20 protein-coding genes are annotated in these 22055 nt (G+C 56.9%); 10 read left to right on the top strand and 10 right to left on the bottom strand.

The window, feature by feature from the left end; translation table 11 throughout:
- Window positions 1–35 precede the first annotated feature (35 nt).
- A complete protein-coding gene (locus ABLN94_RS01520; RefSeq protein WP_352988474.1) occupies window positions 36–2522 on the top strand; it encodes a penicillin-binding protein 1A in 2487 nt (828 codons plus the stop codon).
- Here the strand turns inward: ABLN94_RS01520 and ABLN94_RS01525 are convergent.
- A complete protein-coding gene (locus ABLN94_RS01525; protein WP_352988476.1) occupies window positions 2516–3349 on the bottom strand; it encodes an aminoglycoside phosphotransferase family protein in 834 nt (277 codons plus the stop codon). The genes ABLN94_RS01520 and ABLN94_RS01525 overlap by 7 nt on opposite strands.
- Before the next feature lie 77 nt (window positions 3350–3426).
- Here ABLN94_RS01525 and prfB point away from each other — a divergent pair, with 77 nt between their 5' ends.
- From prfB to ABLN94_RS01545, 4 genes are all read left to right on the top strand, one after another.
- On the top strand, window positions 3427–4554 hold the full coding sequence (gene prfB / locus ABLN94_RS01530) for a peptide chain release factor 2 (RefSeq protein WP_352988478.1): 1128 nt from the start codon (window positions 3427–3429) through the stop codon (window positions 4552–4554).
- 24 nt (window positions 4555–4578) lie between these two features.
- Complete coding sequence (locus ABLN94_RS01535) at window positions 4579–5262, top strand: M50 family metallopeptidase (RefSeq protein ID WP_352988480.1); 684 nt, start codon at window positions 4579–4581, stop codon at window positions 5260–5262.
- A gap of 96 nt (window positions 5263–5358) precedes the next feature.
- A complete protein-coding gene (locus ABLN94_RS01540; protein WP_352988482.1) occupies window positions 5359–6753 on the top strand; it encodes an amidase in 1395 nt (464 codons plus the stop codon).
- A 28-nt stretch (window positions 6754–6781) separates the two neighbouring features.
- Window positions 6782–7564: a DUF2189 domain-containing protein gene (locus ABLN94_RS01545; RefSeq protein ID WP_352988483.1), complete on the top strand. Its 783-nt coding sequence runs from the start codon at window positions 6782–6784 to the stop codon at window positions 7562–7564.
- 2 nt (window positions 7565–7566) lie between these two features.
- Here ABLN94_RS01545 and ABLN94_RS01550 read toward each other — a convergent pair whose 3' ends face one another.
- From ABLN94_RS01550 to ABLN94_RS01560, 3 genes are all read right to left on the bottom strand, one after another.
- Window positions 7567–8319 carry a helix-turn-helix domain-containing protein gene (locus tag ABLN94_RS01550; protein WP_352988485.1) on the bottom strand — a complete coding sequence of 251 codons (753 nt, stop codon included), beginning with the start codon at window positions 8317–8319 and terminating at the stop codon, window positions 7567–7569.
- Between the two features lie 298 nt (window positions 8320–8617).
- Window positions 8618–9178 (bottom strand): acetolactate synthase small subunit, encoded by a 561-nt coding sequence (gene ilvN / locus ABLN94_RS01555; protein WP_170489485.1) that lies wholly within the window; start codon window positions 9176–9178, stop codon window positions 8618–8620.
- Window positions 9179–9244: 66 nt separating this feature from the next.
- The gene (locus ABLN94_RS01560; RefSeq protein ID WP_170489469.1) at window positions 9245–10996 is read right to left on the bottom strand and encodes an acetolactate synthase 3 large subunit; all 1752 of its coding nucleotides are present in this window, start codon (window positions 10994–10996) and stop codon (window positions 9245–9247) included.
- Between the two features lie 423 nt (window positions 10997–11419).
- Here ABLN94_RS01560 and ABLN94_RS01565 point away from each other — a divergent pair, with 423 nt between their 5' ends.
- Both ABLN94_RS01565 and ABLN94_RS01570 read left to right on the top strand, forming a co-directional pair.
- Window positions 11420–12265: a HalD/BesD family halogenase gene (locus ABLN94_RS01565; RefSeq protein ID WP_352988488.1), complete on the top strand. Its 846-nt coding sequence runs from the start codon at window positions 11420–11422 to the stop codon at window positions 12263–12265.
- 46 nt (window positions 12266–12311) lie between these two features.
- Window positions 12312–12695 (top strand): bleomycin resistance protein, encoded by a 384-nt coding sequence (locus tag ABLN94_RS01570; RefSeq protein WP_352988490.1) that lies wholly within the window; start codon window positions 12312–12314, stop codon window positions 12693–12695.
- Window positions 12696–12775: 80 nt separating this feature from the next.
- On the opposite strand, the gene ABLN94_RS01575 is transcribed toward ABLN94_RS01570, so the two are convergent.
- Together ABLN94_RS01575 and ABLN94_RS01580 are read right to left on the bottom strand one after the other, a co-directional pair.
- Window positions 12776–13414: a response regulator transcription factor gene (locus tag ABLN94_RS01575; protein ID WP_352988492.1), complete on the bottom strand. Its 639-nt coding sequence runs from the start codon at window positions 13412–13414 to the stop codon at window positions 12776–12778.
- A complete protein-coding gene (locus ABLN94_RS01580; protein WP_352988494.1) occupies window positions 13411–14844 on the bottom strand; it encodes a cache domain-containing protein in 1434 nt (477 codons plus the stop codon). The genes ABLN94_RS01575 and ABLN94_RS01580 overlap by 4 nt, the downstream gene beginning before the upstream one ends.
- Before the next feature lie 234 nt (window positions 14845–15078).
- On the opposite strand from ABLN94_RS01580, the gene ABLN94_RS01585 reads away from it, so the two are divergent.
- The 3 genes from ABLN94_RS01585 to ABLN94_RS01595 all read left to right on the top strand — a co-directional run bounded on the left by ABLN94_RS01585 (window position 15079) and on the right by ABLN94_RS01595 (window position 19594).
- Window positions 15079–16164: a TRAP transporter substrate-binding protein gene (locus tag ABLN94_RS01585; protein ID WP_352988495.1), complete on the top strand. Its 1086-nt coding sequence runs from the start codon at window positions 15079–15081 to the stop codon at window positions 16162–16164.
- A gap of 122 nt (window positions 16165–16286) precedes the next feature.
- Window positions 16287–17222, top strand: a complete 936-nt coding sequence (locus ABLN94_RS01590) for a TRAP transporter small permease subunit (RefSeq protein WP_170489453.1) — start codon at window positions 16287–16289, stop codon at window positions 17220–17222.
- 17 nt (window positions 17223–17239) lie between these two features.
- Window positions 17240–19594 (top strand): TRAP transporter large permease subunit, encoded by a 2355-nt coding sequence (locus ABLN94_RS01595; protein WP_352988497.1) that lies wholly within the window; start codon window positions 17240–17242, stop codon window positions 19592–19594.
- Between the two features lie 132 nt (window positions 19595–19726).
- Here ABLN94_RS01595 and ABLN94_RS01600 read toward each other — a convergent pair whose 3' ends face one another.
- The 4 genes from ABLN94_RS01600 to ABLN94_RS01615 form a co-directional block, all read right to left on the bottom strand.
- On the bottom strand, window positions 19727–20116 hold the full coding sequence (locus tag ABLN94_RS01600) for a VOC family protein (protein WP_352988499.1): 390 nt from the start codon (window positions 20114–20116) through the stop codon (window positions 19727–19729).
- A gap of 6 nt (window positions 20117–20122) precedes the next feature.
- The gene (locus ABLN94_RS01605) at window positions 20123–20947 is read right to left on the bottom strand and encodes an arginyltransferase (RefSeq protein ID WP_352988500.1); all 825 of its coding nucleotides are present in this window, start codon (window positions 20945–20947) and stop codon (window positions 20123–20125) included.
- Window positions 20948–21025: 78 nt separating this feature from the next.
- Window positions 21026–21457: an RDD family protein gene (locus tag ABLN94_RS01610; protein WP_352988502.1), complete on the bottom strand. Its 432-nt coding sequence runs from the start codon at window positions 21455–21457 to the stop codon at window positions 21026–21028.
- A gap of 67 nt (window positions 21458–21524) precedes the next feature.
- Window positions 21525–21947 carry a DUF2852 domain-containing protein gene (locus ABLN94_RS01615; RefSeq protein WP_170489443.1) on the bottom strand — a complete coding sequence of 141 codons (423 nt, stop codon included), beginning with the start codon at window positions 21945–21947 and terminating at the stop codon, window positions 21525–21527.
- Window positions 21948–22055: the final 108 nt, after the last annotated feature.

Genomic DNA, 22055 nt, shown 5'->3' on the forward strand with positions numbered 1-22055 from the left:
CTATATAGGCGGCACCGCGAGTAAAAGGCAGTAACGTGATCCGTTTCATTCTTTCGTTTTTCGGGGCGATCTTCAGCCTCGTAACCTTAGGTATTTTTATGGCTGCGTTGGTGATTGGCGCGGTCTTTTGGATGTATGGGCGCGACCTGCCCAGCCATGAATCACTGGCGCAGTACAAGCCGCCGACGATCAGCCGAATTTACTCGGGCGAAGGCCAGTTGATCGACGAATTCGCACAGGAACGCCGTCTGTTCACCCCCTCCGAGGAAATCCCCGACTTGGTGAAACAGGCGTTCATCTCTGCCGAGGACAAGAACTTCTACACCCATCAGGGCTATGACCCGCGCGGGATCATCGCGGCCGGGGTCGAGGCGGTGAAGTCCAAAGGGGAAAACGTCCGCGGTGCGTCCACGATCACGCAGCAGGTGATGAAGAACTTCCTGCTGTCCGGCGACCGTCGCGCTGAACGCAAGATCAAAGAGATCATCCTCGCCACGCGGCTTGAGGATACGTTGGACAAGGAACAGATTCTCGAGCTTTACATGAACGAGATTTTTCTGGGCCAAAACTCTTATGGTGTGACCGCCGCTGCCCAGACCTACTTCAACAAGACGCTGCAGGAGCTAGCGCCGCATGAGGCTGCCACGCTGGCCGCGATGCCCAAGGCACCTTCGGATTACCACCCGGTCCGACAAAAGGACCGCCTGCTGAACCGCCGCAACTATGTGCTGCGGGAAATGCGGCAGAACGGCTATATTGATCAGGCGACCTATGACGCCGAGGTCGAGATGCCTCTGCGCTCGGTCCAGAACGGCGACTTTGAAAGCTTCCGCACCGCGCTACCTCCGCGTGATTATTTCACCGACGAAATCCGCCGCCAGCTGAGCGAGGATTTTGGCGAGGGTGAGTTCTTTACCGGCGGCTTCACCGTTCGTGCCTCGGTCGATGAGGAAATGCAGGTTGAGGCAGCCGAAGCGTTGCGGACTGCGCTGCAGAAATATGACCGCTCGCGTGGTAAATGGCGCGGTACGGACGAGGTAATTCCCGAAGAGAAACTGGGTGATGAAACCCAATGGCGTGAAGCGCTGGCGATCATGGAGATCCCTCGCGACGTGCTATTGCCGACGCAATGGTATCCGGCAGTCGTGCTGAACGTGGCGGAGCAATCTCTGACGGTTGGTATCGAGGATGGTCCGGCGGATGGTGTCATCCCACGCTCGGACATCGAGTGGATGCAGGGTAATTTCTTCGACAACTTCAAACGCGGCGATGTTATTCTGGTGATGGCCGGGGAAGAGGGCCAATGGTCCGCCCGTCAGGTGCCCGAAGTGCAGGGCGGCTTTGTCGCAATGGACGTGAACTCGGGGCGTGTTCTGGCGATGCAGGGCGGGTTCTCGTATCAGGACTCGGTCTTCAACCGCGCCACTCAGGCGCAGCGCCAGCCGGGTTCGAGTTTTAAGCCCTTCGTATATGCCGCCGCGTTGGACAGCGGGTATAGCCCGGCGACCATCGTCGTAGACGCGCCGATCGAGGTGAACACGCCGCAAGGCCTATGGCGGCCCAAGAACTCGACGAACAAGTTCTATGGCCCGACACCGCTGCGTACCGGGATCGAACAGTCGCGGAACCTGATGACCATTCGACTGGCACAAGAGGTTACGATGCCGGTTGTTGCGGGTTACGCCGAACGTTTTGGCGTCTACGATCGGATGGGCTCGTTTTTGGCGAACTCTTTGGGGTCAGAGGAAACAACGCTTTATAAAATGGTTGCTGCCTATGCGATGTTTGCAAATGGTGGCGAACGGGTTGAGCCCACATTGGTTGACCGTATTCAGGACCGGTTCGGCAAAACGATCTATCGTCACGACGACCGCCAGTGCGTGGACTGCAATTCAAGTTGGCTCGAGCCAGACGAGTCGCCCACTATTGTGACCGATCGCTGGCAGGTCATGGACGCGATTACCGCGTATCAGTTGACGTCGATGATGAAGGGCGTTGTGGATCGCGGCACAGCATCGCGCGTCGTCAACCTGCCAGTGCCGACAGCGGGAAAGACCGGAACCACCAACGAATCTAAAGATGCATGGTTTATCGGCTTCACCTCAAACATCGTGGCCGGTTGCTACATCGGTTATGACCGTCCGCGCCCGATGGGACGGGGAGCTTACGGCGGCACCATGTGTGGCCCGGTCTTCCAGAGTTTCATGGAGAAAGCGGTCGAGAAATATGGTGGCGGTCCGTTCGAAGTGCCCCCGGGTGGCCACTTCATCAAGATCGATCGCTTCAGTGGTGCTCGTCTGCCCGCAGACGCGACCGGAGACTATGTGGTGGCCGAGTATTTCCGTGACGGCGTCGACGGTTTCATCGACCGCGTCTATGATGGTGGCTTTGCGATGGGTTCGGACCTGCCGCTGTTTGAGGAAGCCAGCTCGGGTCGTCAGGTCACTACGTCGACCGGGAACACGATCACCGTGGGACCGAATGCCAGCCAAGGTGACTTGCAGGGCGGTGGTCTTTACTGATCTGCCGCTCTTAGGAACAGCGCGAGCAAATCTGCCTCGTCGTCGTTCGTGATGGTCCCGCCGGAACGCCAGAAGATCGACAAGGCACATTTTGCTGCTGCCCATTGCGCCAGGCGTTTGGGCGGCACTTTCATCGCTTTGGCATAGAGTGCATTACACCGAACCATCTGTTCCGGCTTGCGCACATAGTCCGGTAAACCCTTGGGGTGACGTAAAGCATTGGCGAGTTCAAAGGCCGGGTCGCCCACATACCCTTTGGCATCGATGACCTTTAACCCCTGTAGGGTCTGTATGACATTGTCGTGATGCAGGTCGCCATGCAGAGGGGTCTGAACTGCCTGAGAATCTAAAAGTGATCGCGCCAAACCTATCGCGCGCGTCATGTTATTTTTCAAAGACTTTGGGCAGTTCGATGAAAAGGCGCACCGGAATATCGGTGCAAAGACCGCATGCAAATCTCTCAACCCTGTTGGGTTTATTCTCGGTTCTGCGTGTAGCCGCCGCGCTGCCTCCGCCAATGAGCTACACGCACGGTCTGCGTCTCCACCGCGTGCGACATCGCCCAGGGACGGACCATCGAGCCATTCCATCAGAACGGCATTTCCTGCCTCGGCAAAAACCTCAACAACTCCACGACCTTGCCAGCGCGACAAAAGCTGTGCCGCTGGGGCCTCGTTGCCGCGATCAGATTTATGATACAGCTTGAGAGCCGCGAACGCGCCGTCGGGTGTTCGAACTTTCCACAGCTTGGCCAAACCGGTGTCTGCGACCGGTTCCATAATCGTCAGCCCCCAACTCCGGGGAAAGTCGAGTAGTGCATCCGTCATTCGCGGCTCACCCGCCTTGTGGTGGTCTCAAGCTCTTGCTATCACGCAGGCCTGATTGAGCAAGTTGGGACAAGACCATGCGCGCCGAAACCCAGAATACCGTGGCGGAAATCGAAAAGTCGCTGGAGCTGCTGGCGCAGCGTATGGACTATGAAACCGCGCCCCATCGTCTTGAGGAATTCAACGCGCGTGTCGAGGACCCCAACTTGTGGGACAACCCCGAGAATGCTCAGAAACTGATGCGCGAGCGCCAGATGCTGGTTGACGCCATCGAGACCTATGAATCCATCAAAACCGATCTGAACGACAATATCGAACTGATCGAACTGGGTGAGATGGAAGCGGATGAAGAGGTCGTCACTGACGCTGAAGAGGCGATCAAGAAACTGAAAGCCAAGGCCGCCAAGAAAGAGCTTGAGGCGCTGCTGGATGGTGAGGCCGATGGCAATGACACCTTCCTCGAGATCAACTCGGGTGCGGGCGGCACGGAAAGCTGCGACTGGGCGTCGATGCTGGCGCGGATGTATGTCCGTTGGGCCGAGAAGAAGGGTTATACGGTCGAACTGCAGTCAGAGACCGCGGGCGAAGAAGCGGGGATCAAATCCGCCGCTTACAAGATTTCCGGTCACAATGCCTATGGCTGGTTAAAATCGGAAAGCGGCGTGCATCGGTTGGTGCGAATTTCACCCTATGACTCGGCGGCCAAGCGGCACACGTCGTTCAGCTCGGTCTGGGTCTATCCGGTGGTCGACGACAATATCGAGATCGAGGTGAACCCCTCGGATATCCGCATCGACACCTATCGATCCTCGGGCGCGGGTGGTCAGCACGTGAACACCACCGACTCGGCGGTGCGGATCACGCACATCCCGACTGGGATCGTTGTAACCTCGTCCGAGAAGTCGCAGCACCAGAACCGCGATATCGCGATGAAGGCCCTGAAATCGCGCCTGTACCAGCAAGAGCTGGATCGCCGCAACGCGGATATCAACGCGGCGCATGAGGCCAAAGGAGATGCGGGCTGGGGCAACCAGATTCGTTCTTACGTGTTGCAGCCCTATCAGATGGTGAAGGACCTGCGGACCAACCATGAGACCTCGGATACAAAGGGTGTTCTGGATGGGGATCTGGATGGGTTCATGGCGGCGACGCTGGCATTGAACGTGGCAGGCAAAAGCCGGTCCGAGGCGCAGGGCGAGGGCTGATTGTAGCTCTGCCCGGTGCACGTGATGACCCTGATCAAAGGCCATTGGCAACTGATCGCAATAGTCGCGCTGGTTTTCGTGTTTTGGGCCACGCCGGTGGTGCTTCCCTTAAAAATACTGGTTGTTTTCCTGCATGAGCTTTCCCATGCATTGGCCATTATTTTCACTGGAGGATCAGTGGAGAGTTTCACCATCTCACCGCAGCAGGGCGGTCTGGTCATGGGTCGTGGTGGAAATCGGTTTCTGAGCTTGTCTGCTGGTTATCTCGGATCTCTGGTGATTGGAATTGGGCTGTTGATCATCGCCTTGCGCACGAACTGGGACCGAGTGGTGCTTGGTGGTTTCGGTATCCTCATGCTGTTGGTGACAGTACTCTACGTCCGCGATCCCTTTGCGATGGCTTTCTGTGTGGGCGTGGGCACCGCTATGCTTGCGATGGCATGGTTTCTGAGCCGGCCGGTTTGCGATTTGTTTCTGCGCATCATCGGGCTGACCAGCATGATCTATGTTCCCTATGATATTTTTGACGACACGATCCGACGTTCGGGCATGCGTTCGGACGCCTATATGCTGGCCGAGGAATTCGGTGGCACCACGATGCTGTGGGGTAGCGCTTGGTTGGTGCTGAGCATCTTGTCGATCTTTTTGTGCCTAAAATACTTTCTTGGACAGGACAGCAATTTACGGTTTGGTCTGAACGCCCGATAACTCCGGGCGGCCAACGCAAAAAGATGTATTCAAACAGTGGGTTTAAATGGTGGGATGGCCCCGCTAGGCTGATCTTAATTGAGGGATGAGCCTAGGATGGATTTAAGCCAAACTTCTGCGCGTGATCTGGTAAATGCGATCTCGGCTGGGATGTTGTCGGCCGAGACTTTGATGCAGCACACATTGGATCGGATCGAGGCCGTCAACGGGGCGGCGAATGCGATCGTGGCCCTGCGTGATGCCGATGATTTGCTGACCGAGGCACGTGCGTTGGATGCTGGTTCGAATAGGGGAGCGCTGCATGGGTTGCCCATTGCGGTCAAGGATCTGGCCAATGTTGAGGGGATTGTATCTTCACAGGGGTCGCCCATTTTTCAGAACCATGTGCCCAAGCGGGACGATTTGATTGCTGCGCGAATGCGGGCCGCTGGCGCGATCCTGATTGGCAAGACCAATACGCCCGAGTTTGGGTTGGGCTCACATACTTTCAACCCAGTCTACGGGGCGACGGGCAATCCCTATGATCCGTCGCGGACAAGCGGGGGATCGTCGGGCGGTGCGGCAGTGGCATTGGCAACCGGAATGGTTGCCTTGGCGGATGGGTCCGACATGATGGGCAGCCTGCGCAACCCGGCAGCCTGGAACAATGTTTATGGGTTCCGACCAAGTTGGGGACGTGTGCCTTCGGAACCTGTAGGAGACGGGTACCTGCACCAACTGTCTACGCTCGGGCCGATGGCACGCAGCCCCGAAGATCTCGGCCTCTTGCTGGATGTCATCTCAGGGCCGGACCCAAGGCAGCCAAATGGCAATGACGGTCCTGCAGTGTCGCCGGTGCAGGCGGCCGATCTGCGTGGGGTGCGGATCGGATGGCTGGATGACTGGGGTGGAGCCTATCCGTTCGAGGGCGGCATCCGTGAATTGTGCCGCGAGGCATTGTCCGTGTTCACGCAATTGGGGGCAGAAGTTGTGCCCGTAGCGGCACCTTTTGAGGCCGAACAAATGTGGGACAGTTGGATCGCCTTAAGGTCGTGGAGCATCGCGGCGGGGCTGGCGCCGCTGACCGAACATCGCGCGACATTGAAGGATACCGCGCAATGGGAGTTGGACCGGGGGCTGTCAATGACCGCGATGCAAGTGCATCGAGCCAGCGTTATTCGGACGGGGTGGTTCCGTCGCGCGACGGAATTGATGCGAGACTTTGATGCTTTGGTGTTGCCTTCGGCACAGGTGTGGCCATTTGAGATCGAAACGCCGTATCCAAAAGAAATTGCTGGAAAAAAGATGGATACCTATCATCGCTGGATGGAGGTGATGGTGCCGGTCAGCCTGATCGGTTTGCCTTGTTTGTCGGTCCCAGTAGGCTTTGGAGCGAACGGACTGCCGATGGGTATGCAGCTTTTTGGTCCGCGTGGAACGGATGCTCACATCCTGTCGATTGGCGAGGCCTATCACTTGGCCACGAGATGGCCGCAAAAACGACCGGCTTAAACAAGGCCGGCAAGGGAGGAGAGACACTATGGACAAGCCGTTTGGAGTACCGGACATGGGGCCGGTCAACATGGGAATGCTAAGCGAGGCTCTGCGACGGGCCTGGGCCGACTACCGCCGGGTGCCTGTCTATGGGCTGTTGTTTGCGGCGTTTTATGTACTGGCTGGTTGGGCCATTGCTTGGGTGACTGTGCAGACGGGGACATCCTACTGGCTGGTGCTGGCGGCCATCGGTTTCCCTTTGTTGGGTCCATTTGCTGCCGTAGGCTTGTACGAAGTGTCACATCGGCTTGAGCAGGGCAAGCCATTGGACTTCAGCTCGATTTTTGGCGTTGTCGTACAGCAGGGGCGGCGTCAGTTGCCGTCTATCTGCGCAATTATCGTGGTGATGTTTCTGTTCTGGTTCTTTCTTGGCCACATGATCTTTGCCTTGTTCATGGGACTGTCTACCATGACCAATGTTTCCACTTCCTTGGATGTTTACATGACCGCCAATGGCTTGGCGATGCTGGCAGTAGGCACTGCTGTCGGGGCAGTATTTGCGACGGTGCTATACATGATTACCGTACTGTCGATCCCAATGCTTCTGGATCGTGAACTTGATTTCGTAACCGCCATGATCGCTAGCTTTGGCTATGTTCGCGACCATCTGGGCGTCATGTTGGTATGGGGTGCGTTCATTGCAATCCTGACCTTTGTGGCCATGATCCCATGGTTTCTGGGGTTGCTGGTTGTGCTGCCTCTGCTTGGACATGCAAGTTGGCATCTGTATCGCCTGATCACTCAGGCACCCAGCGACAGCGCAGTTTAGCGCTAGCCGACAGGTTGTGGTACCGTTCGTTCAGAGCGGCGCGCGGTACGCGCAGCGGCCAGAATAGCTGAGGGGTCTTCGCCCAGATGTCGCAGCAATATCCGACGGGTCGTTGTCGCGCTTGCCGTGGTTTTCGACAGGCAGATCGCAACGCCACGCCAGCGGTCGGAATGGTCTTCGGACCCACGCGTCACCAGATAAATCCGGCTGTTTTGAGACGCCCGGCTGGACATCAGGATGTAAATCTGGCGGCCCGCGCAGGCGGCGATGCCCTGAACCTCGCGATCGGTGGGGGCAGCGCCGGGCATACCGGGACGCGGCTCATATCCGCGCACTAGCGTGCATTGCGGCAGGCGGCGCGCATGAAATAACCGATGCCGCGACGGTTGAGTCTCGTCCAATTCGGTCTCGGTGGCATAGTAGAAACCGGCCGGAAAAAGGTTCTCGGTCAGGGTCGAGGGACCCGACCCCAGGAAATCAGTCAGAGCCGAAGCTGCTGGGTGTGTGGGCGGTCGATCTATCTCGTCTAGCGGTCGCAGCAGAATACGGGCATCGACTTCGAAAAATCGGCATATCCGGTCCAACACGTCCGGGCGGGGAAAGCTTTCACCACCCAAATATCTGTTGAACTGCGTCCGGTTGATCCCCAACTGCCGACAAAGCTCCGAAACAGACGTGTATTGCTGGGCAAGGCGCCTGAGGTTGGCTCCGAACATCCTGCGCAATTCGTCCGGGTTACGGATGTCTTTGGTCATTGGCGTCCCAGGTTCTAGCGACTCGTTTTTCTGACACACATCACATTCGACCATTCGGTCGACACAACGTATAAAACGTATAGATGGCACAAACGGGCGCATCCCAACGCCACGTCACATCCCTGAGGCTAACGTCCAATGACACAAACGCAATAGGCTTTATCTTATTTTGCGTGATCTTTTTCGGCATTCTTGCGTCGAAGTCGATCATATCGACCAAACTCGCCGTGAAAGTCGAATTCGAGCGGTCGAGATTCCCCCACCCTGAACGGTTGCCCGGACAGAGTGGGGGCGTAAACTACTCTCCGCGTAGCAGAGCCGCAACGCCTGTACGCGCCACTTCGACAAGGCCCAATGGGCGCATCAGATCTGCAAAAGCATCGATCTTGTCCGGCGCGCCGGTGATTTCAAAGATGAAAGAGTTCAGGGTGCTGTCGACCACATTGGCGCGAAAGATATCTGCCAGACGCAATGCTTCGACACGTTTGTCGCCCGCGCCAACAACCTTGATGATGGCCAGTTCGCGTTCGACTGCGTCGCCTTCGACGGTCAAATCATGCACGTCGTGAACGGTAACGATGCGACCCAGTTGCGCCTTGATCTGCTCGATCACCTGCGGCGTGCCGGTGGTGACGATGGTGATGCGGCTGAGGTGACCGGTATGATCGACCTCGGCTACGGTCAGGCTTTCGATGTTGTAACCACGACCCGAGAACAACCCGATCACGCGGGCCAGAACACCGGGTTCGTTTTCGACCAAAACCGCAATCGTGTGCTGTTCCTGTACGTCCGAGAAGGTGGGGCGTAGGTTATAAGCCGAATGGCGGCTGGCGCCTTTTTTGATATGTAGGGCAGACATTTATGTCCCTTTCATCATCCATGTGCTGTCGAGCGCAGCGGCGCGCCCGACAAAATCCGTCGAATTTTAAACCAGAACCGAACCTTTGGAGTCGATCACGCCCTGCGTTTCGGCCTCACCCAGCAGCATCTCGTTATGGGCCTTGCCCGACGGGATCATGGGGAAGCAGTTCTCGTGCTTTTCGACCAGGCAGTCGAAGATCACCGGACCGTCATAGTTGATCATCTCCATGATCGCATCGTCCAGATCGGCGGGGTCGGAACACAGAATGCCTTTGGCCCCAAATGCCTCCGCGAGCTTCACGAAATCTGGCAGCGCCTCGGACCACGAATGCGAGTAGCGCTCGCCATGCAGCAGTTCCTGCCACTGACGGACCATTCCGAGGCGTTCGTTGTTCAGGATGAACTGTTTCACCGGCAGGCGGTACTGAACGGCGGTGCCCATTTCCTGCATGTTCATCAGCCACGAGGCCTCACCCGCCACGTTGATCACCAGCGCATCCGGATGTGCCATCTGCACGCCTACAGAGGCCGGGAAGCCGTAACCCATCGTGCCCAGCCCGCCCGAGGTCATCCAGCGGTTTGGATCCTCAAAGCCAAGGTATTGCGCAGCCCACATCTGATGCTGCCCGACCTCAGTCGTGATATAGCGGTCGTGTTTTTTGGTCAGTTCTTCAAGACGTTGCAGCGCGTATTGCGGTTTGATGGTCTTCTCGCTGTTTGTGTAGGCCAGACAGTTGACCTTGCGCCAGTCGTTGATCTGCGCCTGCCACTGCTTGACCGCTGCGGCGTCTGTCTTGCGACCGCGCGCCTTCCAGACCTTCAGAATGTCTTCAAGCACATGGGCAACGTCGCCGACAATCGGGATGTCCACGCGGATCACCTTGTTGATCGACGAGGGGTCAATGTCGATATGCGCCTTTTTCGAATTGGGAGAGAATGCGTCGATACGTCCAGTGATCCGGTCGTCGAACCGCGCACCGATGTTGATCATCAGATCGCAGTCATGCATCGCCAGATTGGCTTCATACAGCCCGTGCATACCAAGCATACCCAGCCAGTTCTCACCCGAGGCCGGATAGGCACCCAGACCCATCAAGGTCGAAGTAATGGGGAAACCGGTGGCGTCCACGAGTTCGCGCAGCAACTGGCTGGCGGCAGGGCCAGAGTTGATCACACCGCCGCCGGTGTAGAAAACGGGCTTCTTTGCAGTCTCTATGGCCGCAACCAATTCGGTGATCTCTTCCAGATCACCTTTCAGGACGGGCTGGTAGTGCGAAGTCGACGGTTTTGGTGCGCTGTATTCTCCGGACGCAAACTGAACGTCTTTGGGGACGTCGATCAGCACTGGGCCAGGGCGGCCCGAAGTGGCGACGTGGAACGCCTCGTGCATCGTCTCGGCCAGCGAGTCCGTATCTTTCACCAGCCAGTTATGCTTGGTGCAGGGGCGAGTGATGCCGACAGTGTCGGCCTCTTGGAATGCGTCCGAGCCAATCATGAAGGTCGGAACCTGACCGGTCAGAACCACAATCGGAATAGAGTCCAGCAAGGCATCCGTCAGGCCAGTCACCGCGTTGGTGGCACCGGGGCCGGACGTCACCAGCGCAACGCCGGGCTTGCCGGTCGAGCGGGCATACCCTTCAGCGGCGTGGATCGCGCCCTGTTCATGCCGCACCAGGACGTGACGGATATCGTTTTGCAGAAAGATCTCATCATAGATCGGTAGGACGGCGCCACCGGGGTACCCGAATACCGTGTCCACGCCCTGATCCTTGAGGGCCTGAACCACCATCTTTGCGCCGGTCATCTCACGTGTCATCTGCTTTGCTCCGTTCGCGACATGTGTCTTGCGTTTTGCCAAAAAAAAGCCCCCGAGATTTTCGGAGGCGCATGGGTTCGATTATGGTTTACCGTTACCGGCCCATGCGCGTTGTTCCTACGATTACGACTAGCGCTTTCATCGCCAGAGGCTCCTTTTTTGCGTGCAGGGACATTATGAGCGAGGGGAAGGGGCGTCAACAGGCAATTGCACCAATTTTGTAACCAAGGATGAGAATTTTGCGACATTTTATTGCGCAGATTGACGCAGGTTGGGAATTTTCGCGAAATTGCGCCCGAATTGAGCCGTAGGGAGCATTTTTCGGATGGTCTGAAAGCGTCAGAGCGATGTCTAATTTTGACATGAGAGGTGCATTTCGCTGAGTCACGCTGATCTCAGATGAACAGGTGAGGGAGGCGGAATATGCTACAGGACTTGATTGACCTGGGGCGGTATCCGATCGATCGGCCGGATTCTCGGGCCTATGATCAGATGATTTCGGATTTGCGGCGAGAGCTGGATCAGGATGGGTGCGCCGTGCTGCCGGGCTTTGTTCACGCGGATGGATTGGAACTGCTTGTGAACGAAGCGGACGAGGTCGCACCGAATGCACACCGGTCCTTCAACAGAACAAACGCCTATTTTACCAAAGACGATCCGCGGTTCGGAATTGGTCACCCGATCCGCCGCTTCTATGACCGTTCAAATGCCTTTGTCCCGGCGGATAACTTTCCTGCATCTGGTCCACTGCGCCGCATCTATGAGTATGAGTGGTTTATGCCTTTTGTAAGGGATGCGCTGGACGAACCAGAGGACCGGTTCTTTCGCTATGATGATCCGTTGGCTGATGTGATCATCAACGTGGTCGAAGAGGGGCAGGGCTTTCCCTGGCATTTCGACACGAACAATTACACCGTCACTTTGGCCATTCAGAACGGAGAGGCGGGAGGTACATTTGAATATGTGCCCAACCTTCGTACGCCGGAGGACGAAAACTTTAGGTCCGTGGCCTCGGTTCTGGATGGAAACCGGGCGCGGGTACGAGAGCTGGAGTTGCAGCCGGGTGATTTACAGATTTTCAAAGGTCGCTATGCCCTGCACCGGGTTGCTCCGGTGACTGGCGCGCGCAGCCGGTATGTCGGGATCTTCTCGTTTGTCGAAGCTGAGGGAATGTGTGGTGGCGTCGAGCGCACGCGGCAGCTTTATGGGCGCGTGTTACCGCATCATCATGAGCGCGAAGGGCTGAGAAAGGATCAGTTGCTGGACTGAGCTGTGTTAGGGTGACACCGGATCATTTTGAAAACCGGAGGGTCGTGTGCCCAAGATTTTGCAGCTTACGCCATTTGTTTTGTGTTCTTCTTTGCAAAAGCAGATTGATTTCTACTGTGACCGCTTGGGATTTTCTTGTGGCTTCCGACAAGACAACTATGCGTTTCTGTCGCTTGGGTCCGTGGCGATCCGATTGCTGGAGTGCCCGCCCCGGGATGATGGTCGACCCTTGGGAGAGGATCAGTCTTTTTATGTGGACGTGGACGGGATAGACGATTTGTACGAAAGCTTGCGCAGTGGTCTGGCAGATTTATCCGAGGGGCGCGTTCGTCCCCCCTTTGATCAGCCCTACCTGCAGCGTGAATTCCACGTAATCGACGAAGACGGGACACTGGTGTTATTTGGCCAGGACATTCGACCGAGAGGGTAGGGCTCCCGCCCGTTGTCAATGAGCCTGCGGCGCATCTCCGCCTGTTGGGCCAGGCAGCGCTGCGCGCTGCGGGGGAATTGTCAGAAACCGGGGCTAGTGCCTTGCAGGACACCGTGTTCCAGCGCGTAGCGGGTCAGGCCTGCAGTTGATGAAATACCCAATTTGCGCTTGATGTTCTTGCGATGGGTCTCGACGGTGCGGACCGAAATTTCCAACGCCTGCGCGACCTCTTTGTTGGATTTGCCCTGAGCCAATTCCAATAGAATGGTTTGCTCGCGCCCGGTAAGTGCCTCGCGGGCACCACCTTGCTTGGGCTGCAAAGACCCGCTTGCCCCGGTGCAGAGGTATTGCTCGCCGCGCATCACTGCGTCGATGGCTTGTTTGATCTCATCGGTCGGGACATCCTTGAGGACGTATCCCTTGGCGCCGTGGTTGAGTGCGGTTGAGATATACTCGGGGCTGTCATGCATCGACAGGATGAGGATGCGGGTGTCGGCCAAGCGTTCAAGAATGATTTCCGTGGCACTGAGCCCACCCAGACCGGGCATGTTCAGATCCATCAGGATGACGTCCGGAGACAGTTCGGCGGCCTGATCAACCGCCTCTTGCCCGGTGCCGAGCGTGCCCACCACTTCGATCTCATCATAGCTTTCAAGGATCGATTGTATCCCCTCGGCCACCATCGGGTGGTCGTCGACAATGAGAACTCGGATGGTCATGTGCCGGCCTTTCGGTTCTGTGTTGCGTCCTCCTGCGGTGGAAGCAGGTGGCTCAGCGGTAGGGTGACCTCGATTACCGTTCCGCCGTGCGGTCCGCGTGATGACAGAATACGCAGCTTCCCGTCAAGCTGTTCTATCCGTTCCTGCATGTTACGCAGCCCGATTCCTGTGCTGACGCCGTCGGTCTCGCGGGGTAGGCCACGTCCGTTGTCGGTGATACGCATGGTCGCGCCCTTTTTATGGCCGCGCAGGTCGATTGTAACACGGGTCGCGTCAGCATGGCGCTCAATATTCGTCAGGGCTTCTTGCGCGATGCGGTAGAGTGCGATTTTAGCGTCCTGATCCAGTCGGTTGCGAAAGACGACGGTCGTGAACTCGGTCTCGATCCCGGTGCGCTCGCGGAAATCGTCGGTCAGTGCTTTGACCGCAGGTCCGAGGCCCAGATCGTCCAACACCCCAGGTCGCAGATCGCGGCTGATGCGGCGAACCTCAGTAATGGCGGTACCCAGATTATCGATCCCCTTGTCCAGAGGGTCGCGGGCCCCATCGTCATCGCCGCGCGCAAGTCGCCGCCGCGCATTGTCCAGCGCGTAGCGCACGCCAACGAGGATCTGACTGATCCCGTCATGCAACTCGCGGGCCACGCGGCCACGCTCTTCTTCCTGCGCGTCGAGCACGCGCTGGGTCAGTTCCTTCAGTTTGGCATCCGCCAACCGCCGCTCTCGAAAATTCAGAAACATGCCCGAGGCAAACACAACCAAAACAGCCGCAAGGGTGATGCCACCGATATAGTAAAATGTTCGGCGTACGCGGGCCTGGACTTCGGCCCGAGCAGCGGCGATCGAGGCGACCACATCGTCGATGAACACACCGGTGCCGACCGCCCACTGCCAACTTGGGAAACTGGTAACATAAGTGATCATCTGCGCCTCTTCCCCGGTCGAAGGTTTGGGCCACAGATAGGTGTGATACCCTGCGCCCTGCCGGGCGATACGGATCAGCTCATCCACGATCGGCGTGCCTTCGCTGTCGCTCAGGCCGCTCCAGTTCTTGTTGATGAACTCAGTCTGGCGCGGGCTGACCAGATTAGTGCCGTCATAGTCATAAACGAAAAAGAACCCGTCATCGCCGTAGATCATTGCCGACAGGATTTGAGCGACCTGATCCTTGGCTTCCTGATCGTCGGGCTGCGCCGAGCCGTAGACGAAGTAGAACCCGTTACGTGCCTGAGTGACGTAGTTGCGCAACTCAGCCTTTTTAGCTTCGATCAACTGCGCCTCGAGTTGGTCGATTTCACGCTCGGCCAGTTTGCGGGACTGGTGCGCGACCAGGATTGCAATTGCCGCCACGGCCACGATCAGTGGCAGCGTTGCCAGCAGAGACAACTTCTGCGCGTAGTTTGGTCGAAAGGCGTTGCGGAATCTCCCCATATCTCTGCGATAGGCAAAATTTGAGCAAAAAGCAAAGTCACGTCGTGCTGCGCAAGGGATTTCGCAATACGCAGTCAACAAATTTTGTGGTGAAATCAGTGTTTTGGCCACAGGAATGACCGTTTCTACGTAGTAGTAGGTATTTTAATCATCAAATGCTTGGATATGATCCCGCTCATCGACAACGATCAACTGCCCCGAGAGGCAGATCACGATTTTGGGAGGACTGACTTGATGGATCGTCGTTCATTTTTGAAAAAAACGGCGCTGGGAAGTGGCGCTGCTGCCGCTACAGCTCTGGCCGCACCGGCTTACGCGCAGGGTAAGCGGACCCTGACAATGGTGACATCCTGGCCGCGCGGCTTTGCCGTTCTGGATGACGCCGCCAGCTATATGGAGCAGATGGTCGGCGAAATGTCCGACGGTCAGCTGACCATCGAAAAGAAAGCACCGGGCGAGTTGGTGGGCGCGCTGGAAGTATTCGACGCCGTGTCGTCGGGTCAGGCCGACATGTATCACTCGGCCGACTATTACTTCATCGGTCAGCACCCAGGCTACGCCTATTTCACCGCAGTGCCATTTGGCGGCACCGCGCAGGAACTGACCAACTGGTACTATCACGGCGGCGGTGAAGAACTGCATGATGAGTTGGGCCAGATTTTCAACCTCAAGGGCCTGCTGGCTGGTAACTCGGGCTCGCAGTCTGGCGGCTGGTTCCGGAATGAGATCAACTCGGCCGCAGACTTCAACGGTCTGAAGTTCCGTATGCCCGGTCTGGGCGGCAAGGTGCTGGGTAAACTGGGCGCCTCGGTTCAGAACATTCCGGGCGGCGAACTGTATCAGGCGCTGTCTTCGGGCGCACTAGACGGTCTGGAGTGGGTTGGCCCAATGGCCGACGAACGCGCCGGTTTCCAAGAGGTTGCCAAGGTTTATTATACCGCGGGCTTCCATGAACCGGGTTCGGGTCTGTCTGCGTCGGTCAACCTGGATGTTTGGAACGAGCTGACACCGGCTCAGCAGGCGATCATGCGTTATGCGTCGATGGCAACGACCCATTATCAGCTTGCCGAAACACTGGCCAACAATGGTGCGGCGCTGGCGCGTCTGCAGTCGCAGGGCGTTAAAACGCTGCAATTCTCGGACGATGTCTGGGATGCATTCGGCAAAGCCTCGGCCGAGGTCATGGACGAGAACATGGGTGATGAGCTGTTTGCCAAAATCCGTGGTTCGTTCGAAGACTCGCTGGCCACATCGGCGTCGTGGATCAATAAGTCGGACGGCTACTATGTTCAGCAGCGCGTCCGCGTTCTGGGTGGCTAAGTAAGCCCCTGAAACCTCTGAGGCCTCACGTATGTGGGGCCTCTTTTTCAATACATATTCTCTGAATCCTGCAGCCCCTGCTAAGGTGGAACTGACAGATATTCAGCTGAGTGAGGGACATCATGGACGACAGCAGCTCGGTTGGTTTAACCGACGCTCTTGCCGCAGTGGGCGGCGGGATTGTCTGGGTTCTGCAAAGTCTGGCGCAAGCCTTCTACAATATCGGTTACGCGCTGACCCATCCCAGCCTCTGGCTGGACTGGTCCGACAAAGAAGCTGTCATGCGCTTCGTCTACTATGGCGGATCGGTTGAGTTCTTCTTTGCGGTTTTTGCAATTTTCTTAGTCATCACGATCATCGGAATGGTCCGCACCAACTTCATGTGGGGCTGCGTGCGGGGTCTCGAAGGATTCACCAATACCTTGGGACGTTTCTTTGCCTGGGCGGGCCTACTGATGGTGTTGCAGCAGATCATTATCGTGATCATGCAGCGGATTTTCACTCGCCCTGACATTGTGATCGCCTTTGGTATCCCACTTCAATATGACATCAGCTGGTATGCTGAAATGTTGAAGTTTTACAATGCTTTGGTGGTGTCTCTTTGCGTGGGTTACACCTTCGTGCAGGGCGGACATGTTCGGGTTGACCTATTCTATGCCCCGGCACGGTTCCGTACCAAGAAAGTGATCGACATGCTGGGCTCGGTTTTCTTCATGATGCCCCTGGCAGTGATGGTCTGGATGTATGGCTGGTACTTCATGTGGCGACACCTGATCGTGCCGAAACCCTCGGCCAGTGACACTCTGGAGCGCCTGCTGCTGAAGTCGAAAGCGATGCGCTGGAATGTCGAGACCATCGGCTTCAGCCCTAACGGCTTCACCGCGTACTTCCTGTTCAAGATCATGCTGGTAGCCTTTGCCGGGCTCGTGTTCTTGCAGGCGATTGCATTCCTGTACCGGTCGTATCTGGAATACGTGGAAGGGCCGGAAAGTGCCGATAAATACCTCGACAAGGACAGCCTTGGTGAGGGCGAAGAAGCCTACGAAGGCGTACATTAAGGACGGAGACCAAGACAATGCTATTCGGACTTGATGGCGTCGAGATAGGCCTCATTATCGTATTCTTCTGCCTTTTCGGAGGCATCCTGTCCGGTTTCCCGGTGGCCTTCGCCATCGGTGGGGCTGGTATCATCTCTTTTGGGATCATCGCGGCATTGGACAGCGCCGGACTGCTGATCCATCAGGCGGTTGATACAGGCACACAAGCCTATCGGGATCTTGTGAACTCGGGCATCAAACCGGAAACGATATCCGTGTTCCGATACCCGGAATTGCCAACGTTTGGCGAGCCGGTCTTCCCCTCAGGCTGGGAAACCGCGTTGGATCGCAACGTGTCCTTTATCGTGAACCGTATCAATGAACGGGTTCTGGCCGGGCAATCCATCGAAACTCTGCTGGCCGTTCTGATGTTTGTCTTGATGGGGATCACGCTGGAACGCTCAAGGATCGCAAACGATCTGCTGACCACGATGGCGCGCGTTTTTGGTCCGCTGCCGGGCGGTCTGGCCGTATCGATCGTAGTTGTGGGTGCGTTTCTGGCGGCTTCGACCGGGATCGTGGGAGCGACTGTTGTGACCATGGGTCTGCTGGCGTTGCCGACTATGCTGCGGAACAACTATTCGCCGGAACTGGCGACCGGTGTGATCGCGGCCTCGGGGACGCTGGGGCAGATCATCCCGCCGTCAATCGTGATCGTTCTGCTGGGCACGTTGGCCGGCGACCTGTATTCGACCGCGCAGGAAACGCGCGCGGTTGAGGCAGGGTGCACAGATGCACTGACCTATCTGGGTGAGCCTGCGGTGGTCTCGGTTGGTACGCTGTTCCAAGCGGCGCTGCTGCCGGGGATCATGCTGGCCTTGCTCTATGCGCTTTACGCCTTTGGCTATGCCTTGATGAACCCCGAGAAAGCTCCTGCCGTGGAACTGGGCGGTGGCGGTGGTGAGCCGATCACCCGCAGCGAAGGGCTGACATGGCTGCTAGGCGCGCCGGTTGCGCTGATCGTCGGCGCGGTTCTACTGGGTAGCGCAGGTATGATTGGCAGCCAGAACATCACAGTCTCGGCGTTTTCTGATATCGGGGAAGGCGCCTCGCTGCGCACAAACGTATCGGAAGAGTGCAAGGCCTCGATGATCGAACTGCACGGTCAATCCGCCTGGGATCAGGCGGTAGCCGAGCAGCAGGCGCTGAACGAAGCCGGTGGTGTCACGCAGGCGCAACGTTTGACCGAGGAAGAACTGGCCGCTGCCAAAGAAGCCAAGATCGCAGCCGCGGCGCCCATCGGTACAGGCGTTGCAATCATCGTTGTTCTGCTGGGTCTGACCTTGCTGTTCGGTCGCGGCATAGCGCCATCAAAATCGACGCAGCCCTTGATTGTTGGAACCATCGGCCTTTTGCTGATGGTGTTGGTGGATGTGCTGCTGATTGCGCCGACGACATCGTCTGGGGTGGCTTTCCTGATCATGGCGATACCGTTTGCACTGGCGATCTATGGCTGCAAGTTTGCGGCTGAACGATGCGCCACCAACGACCTGATCCGTGTGGTATTCCCTCCGTTGGTTCTGATCATCGCGGTACTGGGATCTATTCTCGGCGGTATCACCAACCCGACACCAGCGGCGGCGCTGGGGGCAGGCGGAGCGATCATGCTGGCGGCTTATCGAAAGCTGCAGGATCAGGGACGCTCGGGCAAGGTGATCATCTGGTCGACCTTTGCCATCATCATCTGCATGCTGATGGGGATCAACTTCGACCTGCGTATCAATCAGGGTGATGTCTCGGTTGAAAGCTGGATTGCCTTCATCTTTGCATATGCGGCTTACCTCTATGCACTGTTCGGCCTGTTCTATGCCTGCTGGGTCTTGTTCTCCAGCGGTGTTCTGACCCCGGTGGTGCGAGAGACGGCGAAGGTGACCTCGATGGTGTTCACCATCCTGATCGGGTCGCAGTTGCTGAACCTCGTGGTGATTTCGTTCGGCGGTGAACATTACATCCAGCAGTTCCTGCGCAGTTTCGACAACGAGTTCACGGTTTTCCTGATCGTGATGCTGGTGCTGTTCATTCTGGGTTTCGTGTTGGATTTCCTCGAGATCATCTACATCGTGATCCCCATTGTAGGCCCGGTAATCTATGGTGGGTCGTTCGATCCAAAATGGGTGACGATTATGGTGGCGGTGAATCTGCAGACCTCGTTCCTGACACCACCTTTTGGTTTTGCGCTATTCTACTTGCGGGGCGTTGCGCCGAAAGAGGTGACTACTGGCCATATCTATCGCGGGATCATACCCTTCGTGATCATTCAAGTGGTGGGGATTGCTATCCTGTGGTCCTTCCCGTCGATTGTGACCATCGTTCCAGACCTTATCCCGAAATGATCGTTCGATATGATCCAAAGGAAAAGGGGGCCGCGTGGCCCCCTTTGCTTTTTTGTTTGGGGAAAGGGGCCAGCCCCTTCTTGGCATTGGCCAATTCAACCCCGAGATATTTGGGGCCAGATGAAGATCGGATTAGATAAACTGGATCAGGTCCCAGCGATTACCGAACGGGTCGCGCCAGACGACGACCCAGCCATAGTCTTCGTGTCTGGGCTCTTCTTCGAAGTGAACACCATTGGAGAGCATAGCGGCGTGATCGCGTTCAAAGTCATCGGTTTGCAGGAAGAAACCGACGCGACCTCCGGTCTGGTTGCCTACAGCGGTGATCTGATCCGGCCCGTCAGCCTGTGCCAGAAGTAGCGAACCGCTCTCGGATCCCGGAGGAGTAACCAGCACCCAGCGTTTGCCTTCGCCCAGATCTATGTTCTGAGTAAGTGTGAAGTTGAGGGTTTCGGTATAAAATTCGATGGCGGCATCATAGTCCGGCACCACAAGGGTGACCGCATGAAGGGTTTGACGCATTGTCGGCTAGCCTTTGGTCGGATGGCGATCTGGAAGCTGGATACTGGCAACCTGTTCGGCAATCGGGGCCGTAGAAAGGGGATGATGTTTGCCTTCGGTCAACTCTGACGGGTCGTTGATGCGTTCCCAAGCACCGTGAATATAGGCTTCGAGGCCGGAGAACCGCGCTTTGTAGCCCATCTTGGGGCTGCCTGGCACCCAGTACCCCAGATAGACATAAGGCAGGCCAGCCTCACGCGCTATATCGATGTGGTCGAGGATCATGTACGTCCCCAGAGAACTTTGCGGCTGTTCCGGGTCATAGAACGAGTAGACCATGCTCAGCCCATCATCCAGAACGTCGGTCAGGCTGACGGCAATCAATTCACCGGTTTCGGGATCGATATATTCAACCACGCGGCTACGGATCGGGGTTTCCTCGATCATCGCAGCGAATTCGAACACGTCCATGTCGGCCATGCCGCCATCGGCGTGGCGGGTATCCAAATAACGGCGGAACAGTTCGTATTGCTCATCGGTGGCCCAAGGCGAATTCGCCCGGCGTTGAAGGTATACGTTCCGTTTGGTGGCGCGTTTCTGACTTTTGCTGGGGCGAAAGGCCGACACGTTTATGCGGGCCGACAGACAGGCAGCGCAATCGGTGCATGAGGGGCGGTAGAGTACGTTTTGAGACCGACGAAACCCTTGTTGAGACAGCGAATTGTTCAGCTGATCTGCACCTTCGCCCTGCAAGGCCGTGAACAACTTACGCTCCATCCTGCCCTCAAGGTAAGGGCAGGGCTGGGGTGCCGTCACATAGAATTGCGGCGCGATTGGCAGCGTGTGTCGCATGAAGGTCCCGTGTTTCCTGAGACGGGATGATAACAACGGTTCCCCAAGCCGCCAAGTGATTCACGACGTTGATTTTTTTCACGCCCGTTGGTTGATCATCACCGTCCCAAGGAACGAGTCTGTCAGACCCTGGCACCGAGAACTGGTCAACATCATGATGGCCGAGATGATCTGGATCACAAAGAAGGCCATGCTGATGAAATATCCGGCAGTATGGGCCACGGCCTTACCCATATCTAGTCGGGCGCCGAAGGCATCGCGCAGTTCGATACCCATGAAGCGCATGCCCAAGGTCGCCGACCCGTTGGCAATTGTGACGACACGATAGATGAAACTAATAACCCCGTAGATCAGCGGTAGGAAGAAAAGCCCTGCGCCAAATGTCAGGAAAACCGGCACGATGCACAGAAGCGAGATAAAGGCGACATCAAAGAGCCATGCGACAAAGCGTTTGGTCGCCACCGACTGGTAGAACTCGGGCTGGCTGTCTGGATCAGGCAGGTGAGACATGTTGTAATATCCGGATATTGTTCGCGAAATCACCCTGTTCCGAAAACCGGAACAGGGCAAGTCAGGATCAGGCGCGTTCGCCGTTTTCGGCCTCGTCCCGGTTTTCGCGGGCGCGTTCGTCCATGAACTGGTCGAATTCGGCCTTGTCCTTGGCTTCGCGCAGTCGGCGCAGGAAGGCCTCGAAGTCCTGCTGTTCGCGTTCCAACCGCGCCAGCGTGTCCGCCTTGTAGGCGTCGAACGCGCTGTTGCCCGAAGGCTTCATGGCGCTCATGTGGCTGTGCCAGGTTTTGCGACGGCTGCAGGATTTACTGAACATGCGTTTGCTCCAGATCATGTAGGCCAAAAGAGCCAGGCCCACGGGCCAGAAGAAGATGAAACCAAGGACCATGACAGCGATCCAGGCACCTTTGCCTTTGTCGTCAAGCCAGGCCTCGATACGGTACAGCCATCCCGGATTTTCAGGGACAGCGGTGTCGGATAGTGCAGTCATTTAGGGTCTCCGGGTTTGATGTAAATCGTTTTCACATTGAATAGATGGGGAGCGTACCACCGGTTGCAAGGGGAGGATGTGAAAAAGATTTACATTGAGGGCGTCGCC

Source organism: Ruegeria sp. SCP11, assembly GCF_040329455.1.
GTDB lineage: Bacteria > Pseudomonadota > Alphaproteobacteria > Rhodobacterales > Rhodobacteraceae > Ruegeria > Ruegeria atlantica_E.

What these genes read in the sequence shown, in the direction of transcription:
- ABLN94_RS01525 (WP_352988476.1), bottom strand. Translation starts at nt 3,349, where the DNA reads ATGACGGATGCACTACTCGACTTTCCCCGGAGTTGGGGGCTGACGATT.
- prfB (WP_352988478.1), top strand. Translation starts at nt 3,427, where the DNA reads ATGCGCGCCGAAACCCAGAATACCGTGGCGGAAATCGAAAAGTCGCTG.
- ABLN94_RS01535 (WP_352988480.1), top strand. Translation starts at nt 4,579, where the DNA reads ATGACCCTGATCAAAGGCCATTGGCAACTGATCGCAATAGTCGCGCTG.
- ABLN94_RS01540 (WP_352988482.1), top strand. Translation starts at nt 5,359, where the DNA reads ATGGATTTAAGCCAAACTTCTGCGCGTGATCTGGTAAATGCGATCTCG.
- ABLN94_RS01545 (WP_352988483.1), top strand. Translation starts at nt 6,782, where the DNA reads ATGGACAAGCCGTTTGGAGTACCGGACATGGGGCCGGTCAACATGGGA.
- ABLN94_RS01550 (WP_352988485.1), bottom strand. Translation starts at nt 8,319, where the DNA reads ATGACCAAAGACATCCGTAACCCGGACGAATTGCGCAGGATGTTCGGA.
- ilvN (WP_170489485.1), bottom strand. Translation starts at nt 9,178, where the DNA reads ATGTCTGCCCTACATATCAAAAAAGGCGCCAGCCGCCATTCGGCTTAT.
- ABLN94_RS01560 (WP_170489469.1), bottom strand. Translation starts at nt 10,996, where the DNA reads ATGACACGTGAGATGACCGGCGCAAAGATGGTGGTTCAGGCCCTCAAG.
- ABLN94_RS01565 (WP_352988488.1), top strand. Translation starts at nt 11,420, where the DNA reads ATGCTACAGGACTTGATTGACCTGGGGCGGTATCCGATCGATCGGCCG.
- ABLN94_RS01575 (WP_352988492.1), bottom strand. Translation starts at nt 13,414, where the DNA reads ATGACCATCCGAGTTCTCATTGTCGACGACCACCCGATGGTGGCCGAG.
- ABLN94_RS01580 (WP_352988494.1), bottom strand. Translation starts at nt 14,844, where the DNA reads ATGGGGAGATTCCGCAACGCCTTTCGACCAAACTACGCGCAGAAGTTG.
- ABLN94_RS01585 (WP_352988495.1), top strand. Translation starts at nt 15,079, where the DNA reads ATGGATCGTCGTTCATTTTTGAAAAAAACGGCGCTGGGAAGTGGCGCT.
- ABLN94_RS01590 (WP_170489453.1), top strand. Translation starts at nt 16,287, where the DNA reads ATGGACGACAGCAGCTCGGTTGGTTTAACCGACGCTCTTGCCGCAGTG.
- ABLN94_RS01595 (WP_352988497.1), top strand. Translation starts at nt 17,240, where the DNA reads ATGCTATTCGGACTTGATGGCGTCGAGATAGGCCTCATTATCGTATTC.
- ABLN94_RS01600 (WP_352988499.1), bottom strand. Translation starts at nt 20,116, where the DNA reads ATGCGTCAAACCCTTCATGCGGTCACCCTTGTGGTGCCGGACTATGAT.
- ABLN94_RS01605 (WP_352988500.1), bottom strand. Translation starts at nt 20,947, where the DNA reads ATGCGACACACGCTGCCAATCGCGCCGCAATTCTATGTGACGGCACCC.
- ABLN94_RS01610 (WP_352988502.1), bottom strand. Translation starts at nt 21,457, where the DNA reads ATGTCTCACCTGCCTGATCCAGACAGCCAGCCCGAGTTCTACCAGTCG.
- ABLN94_RS01615 (WP_170489443.1), bottom strand. Translation starts at nt 21,947, where the DNA reads ATGACTGCACTATCCGACACCGCTGTCCCTGAAAATCCGGGATGGCTG.